At 29.9% G+C, this 11,896-nt stretch carries 13 protein-coding genes; 7 read left to right on the top strand and 6 right to left on the bottom strand.

The window, feature by feature from the left end:
- The first annotated feature begins 76 nt into the window (after window positions 1-76).
- The 3 genes from ACJAX4_RS17560 (at window position 77) to ACJAX4_RS17550 (ending at window position 3,022) form a co-directional block, all read left to right on the top strand.
- Window positions 77-718, top strand: coding sequence for a YigZ family protein (locus tag ACJAX4_RS17560; RefSeq protein ID WP_435790745.1), 642 nt, complete (start codon window positions 77-79; stop codon window positions 716-718).
- Window positions 719-914: 196 nt separating this feature from the next.
- Window positions 915-1,652 carry a YebC/PmpR family DNA-binding transcriptional regulator gene (locus tag ACJAX4_RS17555; protein ID WP_435790744.1) on the top strand — a complete coding sequence of 246 codons (738 nt, stop codon included), beginning with the start codon at window positions 915-917 and terminating at the stop codon, window positions 1,650-1,652.
- A 290-nt stretch (window positions 1,653-1,942) separates the two neighbouring features.
- Window positions 1,943-3,022: a hypothetical protein gene (locus ACJAX4_RS17550; RefSeq protein WP_435790743.1), complete on the top strand. Its 1,080-nt coding sequence runs from the start codon at window positions 1,943-1,945 to the stop codon at window positions 3,020-3,022.
- A gap of 70 nt (window positions 3,023-3,092) precedes the next feature.
- Here the strand turns inward: ACJAX4_RS17550 and ACJAX4_RS17545 are convergent, their stop codons facing one another.
- The 5 genes from ACJAX4_RS17545 to ACJAX4_RS17525 form a co-directional block, all read right to left on the bottom strand.
- A complete protein-coding gene (locus ACJAX4_RS17545) occupies window positions 3,093-3,536 on the bottom strand; it encodes an RrF2 family transcriptional regulator (protein ID WP_435790742.1) in 444 nt (147 codons plus the stop codon).
- 209 nt (window positions 3,537-3,745) lie between these two features.
- Window positions 3,746-4,045 carry a hypothetical protein gene (locus ACJAX4_RS17540; protein ID WP_435790741.1) on the bottom strand — a complete coding sequence of 100 codons (300 nt, stop codon included), beginning with the start codon at window positions 4,043-4,045 and terminating at the stop codon, window positions 3,746-3,748.
- Between the two features lie 51 nt (window positions 4,046-4,096).
- Entirely contained in the window at window positions 4,097-5,212 is a 1,116-nt protein-coding gene (locus ACJAX4_RS17535) for an amidase domain-containing protein (RefSeq protein WP_435790740.1), read from the bottom strand.
- Between the two features lie 15 nt (window positions 5,213-5,227).
- Complete coding sequence (locus tag ACJAX4_RS17530) at window positions 5,228-6,166, bottom strand: M15 family metallopeptidase (protein ID WP_435790739.1); 939 nt, start codon at window positions 6,164-6,166, stop codon at window positions 5,228-5,230.
- Between the two features lie 162 nt (window positions 6,167-6,328).
- Window positions 6,329-7,198, bottom strand: coding sequence for an SDR family oxidoreductase (locus ACJAX4_RS17525; protein WP_435790738.1), 870 nt, complete (start codon window positions 7,196-7,198; stop codon window positions 6,329-6,331).
- A 398-nt stretch (window positions 7,199-7,596) separates the two neighbouring features.
- Between ACJAX4_RS17525 and ACJAX4_RS17520 the strand changes: the two genes are divergently transcribed.
- Both ACJAX4_RS17520 and ACJAX4_RS17515 read left to right on the top strand, forming a co-directional pair.
- Window positions 7,597-8,868, top strand: a complete 1,272-nt coding sequence (locus ACJAX4_RS17520; protein WP_435790737.1) for a DEAD/DEAH box helicase — start codon at window positions 7,597-7,599, stop codon at window positions 8,866-8,868.
- A gap of 405 nt (window positions 8,869-9,273) precedes the next feature.
- A complete protein-coding gene (locus tag ACJAX4_RS17515) occupies window positions 9,274-10,014 on the top strand; it encodes a hypothetical protein (protein ID WP_435790736.1) in 741 nt (246 codons plus the stop codon).
- Between the two features lie 74 nt (window positions 10,015-10,088).
- On the opposite strand, the gene ACJAX4_RS17510 is transcribed toward ACJAX4_RS17515, so the two are convergent.
- Entirely contained in the window at window positions 10,089-10,349 is a 261-nt protein-coding gene (locus ACJAX4_RS17510) for a thioredoxin family protein (protein ID WP_435790735.1), read from the bottom strand.
- 257 nt (window positions 10,350-10,606) lie between these two features.
- Between ACJAX4_RS17510 and ACJAX4_RS17505 the strand changes: the two genes are divergently transcribed.
- Together ACJAX4_RS17505 and ACJAX4_RS17500 are read left to right on the top strand one after the other, a co-directional pair.
- The gene (locus tag ACJAX4_RS17505; RefSeq protein ID WP_435790734.1) at window positions 10,607-11,476 is read left to right on the top strand and encodes a putative RNA methyltransferase; all 870 of its coding nucleotides are present in this window, start codon (window positions 10,607-10,609) and stop codon (window positions 11,474-11,476) included.
- 46 nt (window positions 11,477-11,522) lie between these two features.
- A partial coding sequence (locus ACJAX4_RS17500; protein ID WP_435790733.1) for a RelA/SpoT domain-containing protein occupies window positions 11,523-11,896 on the top strand: 374 nt, incomplete at its 3' end.

The following is an 11,896-nucleotide window of genomic DNA, read 5'->3' as shown; positions in this document are numbered from 1 at the left end:
TTATTATTAATGGAGCAACTATAAAGTTATATGGAAATTTAAACTGTAACATTTAGTGATAGACGGGAGAATTAGAATGAGTTATTTTACAATAAAAGATGAAGCAACCGCTGAATTTAAAGAGAAAAAGTCTGTTTTTATTGGGCACGGTAAAAGAGTGGGAAATGAAGACGAAGCTAAGGAGTTTCTGCAAGCAGTTAAAAACAAACACAAACAAGCTAGGCACAATGTTTATGCTTATATAATTGGTGAAAATAGAAATATACAAAGATATAGTGATGATGGTGAACCACAGGGTACAGGCGGTATTCCTATGTTAGAAGTTTTAAAGAAGAATGATATTACAGATGTAGCAGTAGTAGTTACTAGGTATTTTGGAGGGATTCTCCTTGGAACTGGGGGTCTGGCAAGAGCATATTCTAAAGGCGCATCTCTAGCTATAAAAGAGGCCGGGATAGTGGAAAAGGTTAAAGGTGTTTGTATACAAATAGTTAGCCAGTATGATTTGCTTGGCAAAATGCAACACATATGCGCGGAAAATAACTTTCATATAGAGCACATAGATTATAGTGATACTGTAAAAATCAAAATATACTGTGAGTTTACTAAATTAGAAGAATTAAAATCTAAAATAACTGGAATTAGCTCGGGAAAAGCAATATTTGAAGAAGAAGATGCGAAAATGTACTTTAAGTTAGAACACAGATTGTATCAGTAGTTTCTTTGAAAAAACATTTGTTTTAAGACCTGAATGTAAAGTTATAAATACTTTTATTTTCTATTTGAAAAGTGCTTTATTCGATGATATAATGGGAATGTAATGTACTTATGACTAATTCATAGAAGTATTGCTATTTATTGGCGCCGATTACAAATATTTAACATATAAAATATTTAGGTGGGAGGAATTCAAAATGTCGGGACATTCAAAATGGAAGAACATACAAGCTAGAAAAGGTAAAATTGATTCTAAAAGAGGTAAGATATTTACAAAAATAGGTAAAGAATTAATAATGGCAGCCAAAGGCGGAGCTAGCTTAGAGCTTAATGCTAAACTTAGAGATGTAGTTGCAAAAGCTAAATATAGTAATATGCCTGCAGATACAATAACTAGGGCAATAAAAAAAGGTTCTGGGGAACTTAACGACATAAACTACGAAGAAATAGTTTATGAAGGTTATGGAGCTGAAGGAGTTGCTGTAGTTGTTAACACACTAACAGATAAAAAAAATAGAAGTGTAGCAACTGTAAGACATGCTTTCGATAGACACGGTGGAAATATGGGAGCAAACGGATGCGTACACTGGATGTTTGCTAAAAAAGGACAAATCATAATAGAAAGAACAGAGGCTATGGATGAAGATGAAATCATGATGTTAGCCCTAGAAGCAGGTGCAGAAGATTTTAACGCAGAAACAGAAATGTTTGAAATCATCACAACTGTAGAAAACTTTGGAGCAGTTAGAGAAGCGTTAGAAGCAGCAGGTTTTGAATTTGAATCAGCTGGGCTTACAATGATACCAGATAACATGACACCTGTTAGTATGGAAGGTGCAGCTAAAGTGCAAGCACTTATAGATATGCTTGAAGATGACGACGATGTGCAGGATGTTTATCACAATGCAGAATTCCCAGAGGAATTTGTGGGATAGGTTGCTAAGAGCTAGTGGCATCATGGTAAACGTTTAACAAAGTCGTTATATGATGGTATACGAATAATTTAATATATTTCAGTAATGGATGTACCACTTGAACACCTTATTATATTGATATAATAAGGTGTTTTTTTATGTTGATAAAATTCGGCAAAAGAATTTTTATTTGATTATAAGATAATAAAAACTATACACCTAAATTTAATTAATTATAAATATTATGGAAACTATGATATAATATGTATATAAGAAAATTTGAATAAAATAATATGTACGAGGGGGATAAGATGAAGAATTTTAGTGATTTTTTAAAGAACATGATAATTAACAACTTAAAACTAAAGGCATATTATGAAAGTAAGAAAATATTAAAAAGAAGAAAACCTATTTATCTATCGAAAGCTAAATGGTTAGATATTCGTAAAGTTGCTATAGATGGATTTGTGGGAGAAAATAAGAACCCTAGAAATATTAAAGAACTTGAAGATAGTACATGCTATATACTTTTAAATAGTAATAAACCTATTTATATTAATGAGAATGAATGGAATTATGTATTGAAAAAGTCCACAGAAATATTAGAACAATTATTAAAGAAAATAGTTTTAGAAATATATTATTACCATAATTTTTCGGTGCTTTCAGGTTTAAAGAAACCTCAAAATATTAAGCAAGATACATGGAATATAATTCAAAACAATGTATATGATGTTTTTATATTGCTAAAAAAACACAATGCTAACCAATATTCTTTTAACACAGATAAATTACTAGATTTACTTAAAGAAAAAAAACAAAATGAAATGCCAGAAGATAAATGGATTAATTATTACAATTTTTTAAAACAATTATATCAACAAAATTTACTAGATAAATTATATTCTACAAAATTTCCAATTATGCTTCTAAGTAATAGTTCATTAGAATATTTGGAAGTTGAAAAAATTTATAAATTAAAGCATGAAGCTTATAGATTACAATTACTAGCTTTTAAAATTATGTGTTATTCTAGTAATCCTAAAGATTTAATTAAAACACAAAAACCTATTTGGATTAAGGATATTGATTTTAAAATAATAGTATTAGATTTAAAAGGTAAAATTGAGATCGACCAAAAAAGAGAAGAATATAGAGAAAAAATACAAAACATTAATAAAATTTTAAAGTGCGATGAATTACAGATGCAAAGACCGAAAAGTATTAATGAAGAAGACTGGTTGTACTTATGTGATTTAGAAAAAAGTGTGAAAGATAAAATCAATAATAACAAAACAATGAAAATTAAGTTAGAGGATAAAGTAAAAAGAACAATGGAGTATGAGGAAGAAATGAAATATTTAAAAAAAATCACTCTTGAAGTCGTGTAAAAACGGCTTAAAGAGTGATCTTACGTTGCGAATATCTTTTCCATTCCATGCGTATGTGTGAGTCCTTAGTTTATATTATAAAGTCCATAGTATATTCAGCATTGAGACTATTATATTTTTCTTCAAGATCCTGTAATGTAACAGAATCCACAATCTTATTAATTTGTTCATTAACGCTCTGCCATACTAATGTATTTATACAAACTTTTATAGTCTTATCAACTGCTAAGAGTTCATCATCACCAGCAATGCCAAGGTCGCCTTCAAGAATTCTAAGGACTTCACCTACTGTGATTTTTGAAGATTCCTTTGATAAGGTATAACCACCCTGCGAACCTCTAGCACTTTTTACAAGATTAGCTTTTCTGAGTACTGAGAAAACTTGTTCTAGATAATTTTCTGATATATTTTGTCTTTCAGCAATAATCTTTAAGGGAATATAGTCTCCAATTGAGTGAACAGCAATATCAACCATTGCCCTTAAACCGTATCGTCCTTTAGTAGAAATATTCATGATTATTAATTCTCCTTATCTATACTAAAATACACATATAATGCATAATATAATATTTATTCATTAAAACAAATAATACTATATTGGAAAACATAAGTCAACATAACAGTTTAAAAGTATTGAAACATTTATTCCAAACAAAAAACACTAAAAGCCAATAAGTAATTAACTTTTAATGTTTTTTGTTTTATTGTGTGAAAGATGCTGAATTATAAATTTTCAAATTCATTTAGGGTTTTTAATTTATTTTCAACTTTCATCTTTTCCATCCTTATACTATCTAATTGCTGCAATGTCTTTTTGTTTTCAACTTTTATAGTTTTACTTGAGTTATGCGGAAGACCTGACTCTGCAAGCTCCAGAGTATACTGTATTTCTTGCTCTAGTTTGTTTTTATAAGTATCTTCAAACTCCTTTTCTACTTGTGTTAATTCTTCATTTAAAGTTGTTTTTATACTGTCAATAACCTGCCTAGAAATTTCTGATTTAATTTGTTCTTCAGTTTTCATGAAATTCTTCTCCTTTAAAATTCATATTTTATGAATTACATAAATGTTTTGCTAATAATGAACTCTAATTAACCAAAACTTAATGTTTTTATTGCTAAAGCCAAGATCCCATGGTACTTTGTTTCTATCTGAATTATGACAACTAACTAGTGAGTATCCTCTTGAATCAGATCCTGTCACAACGGAAATATGAGTAATGTCATTTTTCTTTTCGTAGGCAACAATATCTCCAGGTAGTAGTTTATAACTAGCCTTATACACTTTGTCATAACTGCCATAAGCAATTATTGATGCTCTACCACTATATACCATATATCTTTTAAAGCCGTCAGCATTGAGCCAAGATTTTGTTGCTCCATTTTTGTCATAATTCCAAGCACCATTTTTTTTGAATTTTGCACCTTCAAAAAGAATTTGTGAGGCAAAGTTTGCACAGTCACCACCCTGTGGGTTATAGTCTCTGTAATTCTTATTATACTTATAATCATGTTGTGAAGTAGTTGCAGCTCCACAATATTTATCAGCATACTCAACAGCTTTAATTCTTCTCTCATTTAATGTAGATAAATCTCTAGCATTTTGCGATAGAATATATTCTTTTATAGAATCAGCCTTAATATTTTCTAAGTTTAGTGAATCGCCAAAAGGATCTTTATACCATTCTTTAGAAACTATGAAAGAATTATCTTCTCTAGTAACTTGCAAAACGTGATAAGTTCCAATTCTTGAAGTATTTACCACTTCGGGCTGATTGACATATACATATTTATATTCTGTTGAACACAGGAGATAAATCGAGAAGTTAGGACTATTACCTTTAATTCTTTTTATAATTACAGTTGGAGTAATGTCTATAAACTTTACTCCTTGCTTTTGTGCCCATTTATTAACGTAATTCATTTTTCTTTTTTCAAATTCGTAAGCCCAAGTTCCATATTTTGTGTCCATGTTATAAATAGATTTTATTAACTCTAAATCACCACTTAGTATAGCTTTATTTCTTTTTTGAAAGATTTGTTGGATATAACTAGTGACTTCTTTTTTTTCATCATCATTAGCACCATATGTGTAGTTAGAAGTGCTAAGTTGTATGGATAAAAGAAGTATAATAAATAAGAATAATCTTAATTTACAATTAAGCTTTTTTTCCATTTTTAAAAATCTCATAATATAATACTCCTATTACTTAATAGATTTATTTATCTTTTCTATGGCGCTTTTTATATTTGAATTATCTAATGATACACCTTCATACCATGGTTTATTTGAATCTAAACTATCAGTAAAATAAAGGGCTTTTAATATGATTTCAGGTCTATACTCAAAATGTAGGATATCAAAGTGCGACCACTTACCTCCCCAAATAAAGCCGTTTTTTTCAAAAATATTTACAAGTTCACTAGGGTATGATGCTAAGCGATTAGAACCCTGCTCTTTAGACGCCCATTTCCAGTAATCTCTTTTATCACTAGCAAGATCAATAGCAATTCCAAAAGCATGAGGACTTAATCTTTTTGTTCCCGAAATCACGCGGTAATTAAAAGTGCCACTACAAGGCAGAAGACATCTTCTTACATTTTCATTTTTTTCTGAGAGAGGAATTAATTCACTCATAACAGATTGTAGTGATTGTGAAGCATTACTATTTTTATTAAATTGATAGTTTTTATAACCTACTTTAACACCTGTAAGATTGGATTCTAATGTCTGTTTTGAGCTACCATAAATTTCGGATAATAAAGCATAACATCTCGAGCGACCGGGATCAAAATTAGAGGGCATAATAGTTTTAACAGTTGATAATGGATAAATTTGTTCTAACGTATCCTGAAGGTCTGGATTTAATAATTTTTGATCGGAATTTTTTTCTTTTTTATCATCGTATATGAGTTTTTTACCAGACTTTAAAACCAAATATACATACCCGTTATTTTCTTCAATATTTGTAATATATTCAGGATAAGCTATCAATAGGCAAAGTAAATCTCTCTTCACTGTTAAGTTATAAATATCAGTATTTTGCTCAGTAAAAGTAACATTTGAAGCAATGGCTGGTTTTGTCATTTGGACATTTAAAAAAAAACTAATAACAAATATCAAAGTGAAAAACTTTTTAATCATTAAATCACCTCTTTAAAAAGATTAATACTGTTATTGAAGCGGGGTTAGTAATAGTTAGTAATAAAGTGTTTTTTAATAACATTTATAATATATATAATTTCCTATGTTCGGGTAATATATGTGTGGATAAACATGCCACTTGCCACTGGTGTGGTACCGAATTTATCCATTAATTATATTGCCACCATTCACGTGAATAGTTTCACCACTAATATAGGATGAACCGCTTGAAGCTAAAAATACATAGGTTTCAGCTAGTTCAACTGGTTGACCTGGTCTTCCCATAGGAGTGTTTTTACCAAATTCACCAACTTCACTTGCACTGAAGGAAGACGGTATAAGTGGGGTCCATATTGGACCTGGAGCTACTGCGTTAACTCGTATTTTTCTACTTGAAAGTGAGAGAGCTAAAGATCGAGTGAAGGTAACAATTGCACCCTTAGTTGAGGAGTAATCAATTAAAGTCTCATGGCCTTTGTAGGCTGTAACTGAGGAAGTATTTATAATTGTAGAACCCTCTTTTAAATGGGGTAATGAAGCTTTTACAAGGTAAAACATAGAGAAAATATTAGTCCTAAAGGTCTTGTCTAGTTGCTCCGATGTGATGTCTTCAATACTGTTCTGAGGATGTTGCTCTGCAGCATTGTTCACAAGAATATCTATTTTACCTAATTCTTTTATGGTTTTTGTTATAGCATCCTTGCAAAAAGTATCTTCACCGATATCTCCGGACATTAAAATGCACTTTCTACCTTTTTCCTGGATAAGTTTTTTAGTTTCTTCGGCATCTGCATGCTCATCAAGATATAATATGGCTATATCAGCACCCTCTCTAGCATATGCAAGAGCCACAGCTTTTCCAATTCCACTATCACCACCTGTAATGAAGGCAACTTTATTCATTAATTTTCCAGAACCTGTACAATTAGGATCTTCAAAAATAGGTTTTGGGTTCATTAAGGATTCTAAACCTGGTTGTTTATCTTGCATTTGCTCCGGTACACTAGTAGGGAAATTTAAATTTTCACTCATACAAATACTCTCCTTATTTAAATATTTTTTTAGTATATATAGTTTGTGGTGAATTTAAATTTATATTCATGTCACAGGTATTATGATTGATAAATAGCAAGAAAGGACTGAATATGTTATAATTGAAAAATATGAGTACAATGAACATTTAAAATAAAAAAATTGAAGTTGATATAAGTGAAACATATTTATTTATAAATAAGTGACCTATAAAGCCTTAGCTAAATGAAAATTAATCAGCCTAAATATGCTCATATCACTAATAAAGGGTGGTTTCTTAGATGCAATATAATCATGTAAGAAAGTTGTTGTTTCCAATTTTCAAGAAAATTCATAACAGGATATCAGTGATTTGCGACATTTAAAGTTAAAGACAGCCACTAACAAAGGAGAAAAAAATGTTATTCGAAAATTTGAATCTTATTACCCCAATAAAAAAGGCATTGGTAACCGAAGGTTATGTAGAAGCTACTCCAATACAAGAAGCTGCAATTCCTAATATATTAGATGGAAAAGATTTTTTAGGCTGTGCTCAAACAGGCACTGGAAAGACAGCAGCTTTTGCTATTCCAATACTTCAAATTCTTTGTGGAAAACAAAAAGTTATAAAGGGACCTAAAAATATAAAGGCACTAATTCTTGCGCCTACTAGAGAACTAGCAATTCAAATTGGAGAAAGCTTTGATGCATATGGTGAACATATGAATCTTACTAGCACAGTTATTTTTGGTGGTGTATCACAAAAGCGTCAGACTGATGCATTAAAAGGTGGCGTAGATATTTTAATTGCGACCACAGGTAGATTACTTGATTTAATGCAACAAAAATTTATTAACATACACCATGTAGAAATGTTTGTACTTGATGAGGCAGATCGTATGCTTGATATGGGGTTTTTACGTGATGTGAAAAAGGTCATAGCGCAACTACCTAGAATAAGACAGACAATGCTATTTTCAGCAACTATGCCAAATGAAATTTCAAAACTAGTGGATTCTATTCTTATAGATCCAGTAAAGGTTGCAGTTACACCTGTTTCTTCTACTATTGATCTTATTGAACAATCAGTGTATTTTGTGGATAAAAAGGATAAAAAGCCGCTGCTTATTCATTTGTTAAAAAATAAGTCCATAGTTTCCGCTTTGGTATTCTCAAGAACAAAACATGGTGCAAACAAAATTACTAAAGACCTTAATAATTCAGGAATAGAGGCTCAAGCTATTCATGGCAATAAATCACAAAGCGCAAGGCAACTCGCCTTAAATAATTTTAAAAATGGGATAACAAGAGTGCTAGTTGCAACAGATATAGCAGCAAGAGGTATTGATGTTGAGGAATTATCTCATGTAATCAATTTTGATTTGCCAAATATACCAGAAACATATGTTCATAGAATAGGGAGAACTGGCAGAGCAGGTCTTGGTGGAGTTGCAATTTCTTTTTGCGACGTGGAAGAAAAGCCTTTTCTAAAGGATATACAAAAGGTTATATCAAAATCAATACCAGTAATAGAAGAACACCCTTATCCTGCAAGTAATGAACCAGTAATAGTTAGTAAAGATGTTAAGAAAGCTCCAACTGGAAAGCCTTCTTCAACTGGTTATGCTAGGAGAAATGGACGCAATCAATCTGGGAGACAACAAACTAGGAATACTAGAACAACAAGATAAATTAAATGGAAAGTATAAAGCCAATGATTATTTTAAATAATCATTGGCTTTATTACTCCATATTAAATATATGGATTTACAGTCCGCATTTTAAATTTCATGTGGACCAACTTTGTAATCTCCGTTCTTAGCACTAGCAATACTGCCTACGCTGAAAACTACAGGTAATTTACCTTTTAACATAACTAACATCTCCCTTTGTAAGATTAATGTTGGCTAGTTGACTACATTAATAGTATATCCAGGCATTGAAAAGATATACATGAAATAAATAATAATAAATGAATTTAAAAGGTTCACTGATTTTAAGACTTAAGTATATAGCTTTGCAGGATATGCACAGTTATGGTAAAGTATATTTATGAATTATTTGATTTTAGAATGAAAAGAGAGGTGCTGTAACACATGCTAGAATATAATGAAGTATACAATTCCATAATAAAAGAATTTAAGCTATGTGATTTTACTTTAAAACAAATTAGTGTAACAGCTGAGGATTTAACTAAAGCTAGAATAGAGATATGCAAACTTTTAAAAATAACAGAATTTAATGCTGATATTCTAGATTGGAATGAAAATGAGTTTATTAAAAATATAGAAACAAATAAATTAAATATAACAGATTTGGATAAAAAACAAGAAGCATTAAAAGAGAAAATCGTAATAAAAAAGAAAGAGATTAAAACCATTAAAATCCATACAAATAAATTAGAACACAAGCTTACGCAAGAAAAGCAAGAAAGCAGAAAATTTAGGGAAGCTCTTTATATTTTTCTTAGCAGAGAAAAATTTAAAATAATAAAAAGATTACTCATAAGAAGATATAGAAAAGTTTTTTCGAAATATTCCAGTGAGGTATGTATAAAAACTAAAATTGTGGAATGTAATGGCAGAAAAGAAAAAATAAGAGAAGAAAAACAAGAATTTAATAACACTATGGAAAACTGTAATAAGAAAATAATTGGGATTAAGAAAGTCTTAGCAGAAACCAGGAAAAAAATTATTAATACTCAAAAATCCAATAGATTTATTTTTTTAAAGCTTCAAAAACTGGAAGATTACAAAAAAAATGAAAAGAAGTTTAGACTAGAAGTTCGAAAATGTGAAGGAAAACTAGGATTTTATAAAGATAAATTAAAAGATTGAAAGAATGTAGGAGAGCTCCACTATTAGAACTCTTCTACATTCTTTCGGTTTTAAGATTACTTTTAAAATATGTTTTATTTAAGTGCTTTCTCAAATACTTCATTAATAATATTTTTAGAGGCAACGCCTTCATGAACCTTGACTCCGTCTACATAGTAGGTAGGTACGTAATAGTAAGTGTACTTCTTTGCTATATCTGGTTGGAGTTCTTCATCAATTATTTTAATATCTATATCTGCATATTGTGGATTTTGTTTTTTTATTACATCCATCCAAGCAAGTGCTTTTTTACAATATGGACACCATTCAGTTACAAACATAATTACAGGTTTCATTATAATATCACCAAACTTTCTTATCAATTCATCAATATACAGTATACACTATTTTTCTGATTTTTAATGCATTATAGTAAATAATAAAATGATTAAATTTAAAAATGCTAATTATCAAAAAAATAATTAGTAAACTATATAGTTAGGTAATAATTTATTTGCTATAATAAGTTATTATGAAAATTATTTTCAAGTGAAATATTTGTGAAAAAATATATAAGCTACTTCAATGTAGCGTTAAAGAAGGCAGTGATTTTGTGGCAATAGAAAATATGGAATCTATATTAAAATGTCCTGTGTGCAATTTGTGTTTAGAAAAACATGAAAAACAATATGTATGTTTAAACAATCATAGTTACGATATAGCTAGCAAAGGATATATTAATCTTCTTTTAGCTAATCAAAAGAATACAAAAGAACCAGGGGACAGTAAAAAAATGATGGAAGGACGTAGAGACTTCTTAAATAAAGGGTACTACCATACTTTTTCAGAAAGGTTAAACCAAGTAATAATTTCAAATATAAGTGGAAACAACATAAATATATTGGATGCTGGATGTGGAGAAGGATATTTCTTGTGGGAATTAAAGGAAGCTATACGTGTGGAACAATCTAACAGTATGCAAAATAGGGAGTTTGAATTTTTCGGTGTTGATATCTCAAAAGCAGCTATTACTTATGCTGCCAAGAGAGATAAAAAAATAAAGTTTATAGTTGGTAGTAATTTTAACCTGCCTATAATGACAAATACCATCGATATAATAATTAGAAATTTTGCGCCCTCTGATGAAGCAGAACTTAAGAGAGTTCTAAAGGATAAAGGTAAGCTAGTTGTAGTAACACCCGGAGTACAACATTTATATGGGTTAAAGGAAATATTATATGAAAAGGCTAGAAAACATGAAGAAAAACAAACAACTTTTGAAGGTTTTAAATTAATTAATACAATAGAAGTTAAGTATAATATTAAAGTAGAAGAAGGCGAAAACGGCGAAGATGTAAAGAATCTTATTTCAATGACTCCTTATTATTGGACTTTTGACAACTCTATGAGAGAAATAGCGAGTAATACTTCTAGACTTTCAACTGCACTCCATTTTAATATAAGCGTATATGAAAAGTGTTAATAGTATACTGAAATTAACTAGCATATTATATTATTAGGAGGAAAATATGGAACTTGATAAAGAAGACTTTTTGAAGAAAACTCAGACTTCAGAAGATGATATTATTAAAAATGAAATAGACTTCTCAGTATTAAACCAAATATACATTGACTATGATAGCTACAGGAGTAGTTATGAAAGCCAGGCTGGGTTTATAGCGGATACTCTTAGAACACATAAAAAGATACATTCAGTAAAGTCTAGAGTTAAAGAACCAGATAGATTAATAGAAAAAATTATTAGAAAGACCACTGGACGAAAAGAAAAATACGGACCGGAATTTAAGTTCTCCATGGAAAACTATAAAGAAGAAATAAATGATCTAATAGGAGTTAGAGCAATACATATTTTTAAGGAGGATTGGGAAGATATACACAATTT

This window comes from Clostridium sp. (assembly GCF_051278035.1).
Taxonomy (GTDB): Bacteria; Bacillota; Clostridia; order Clostridiales; family Clostridiaceae; genus Clostridium_AD.
This window is presented reverse-complemented; position numbering and strand designations above follow the sequence as displayed.

Bases quoted from the DNA above. Each gene is read 5' to 3' on its own strand.
- ACJAX4_RS17560 (WP_435790745.1), top strand. From the start codon at position 77: ATGAGTTATTTTACAATAAAAGATGAAGCAACCGCTGAATTTAAAGAG.
- ACJAX4_RS17555 (WP_435790744.1), top strand. From the start codon at position 915: ATGTCGGGACATTCAAAATGGAAGAACATACAAGCTAGAAAAGGTAAA.
- ACJAX4_RS17550 (WP_435790743.1), top strand. From the start codon at position 1,943: ATGAAGAATTTTAGTGATTTTTTAAAGAACATGATAATTAACAACTTA.
- ACJAX4_RS17545 (WP_435790742.1), bottom strand. From the start codon at position 3,536: ATGAATATTTCTACTAAAGGACGATACGGTTTAAGGGCAATGGTTGAT.
- ACJAX4_RS17540 (WP_435790741.1), bottom strand. From the start codon at position 4,045: ATGAAAACTGAAGAACAAATTAAATCAGAAATTTCTAGGCAGGTTATT.
- ACJAX4_RS17535 (WP_435790740.1), bottom strand. From the start codon at position 5,212: ATGAGATTTTTAAAAATGGAAAAAAAGCTTAATTGTAAATTAAGATTA.
- ACJAX4_RS17530 (WP_435790739.1), bottom strand. From the start codon at position 6,166: ATGATTAAAAAGTTTTTCACTTTGATATTTGTTATTAGTTTTTTTTTA.
- ACJAX4_RS17525 (WP_435790738.1), bottom strand. From the start codon at position 7,198: ATGAGTGAAAATTTAAATTTCCCTACTAGTGTACCGGAGCAAATGCAA.
- ACJAX4_RS17520 (WP_435790737.1), top strand. From the start codon at position 7,597: ATGTTATTCGAAAATTTGAATCTTATTACCCCAATAAAAAAGGCATTG.
- ACJAX4_RS17515 (WP_435790736.1), top strand. From the start codon at position 9,274: ATGCTAGAATATAATGAAGTATACAATTCCATAATAAAAGAATTTAAG.
- ACJAX4_RS17510 (WP_435790735.1), bottom strand. From the start codon at position 10,349: ATGAAACCTGTAATTATGTTTGTAACTGAATGGTGTCCATATTGTAAA.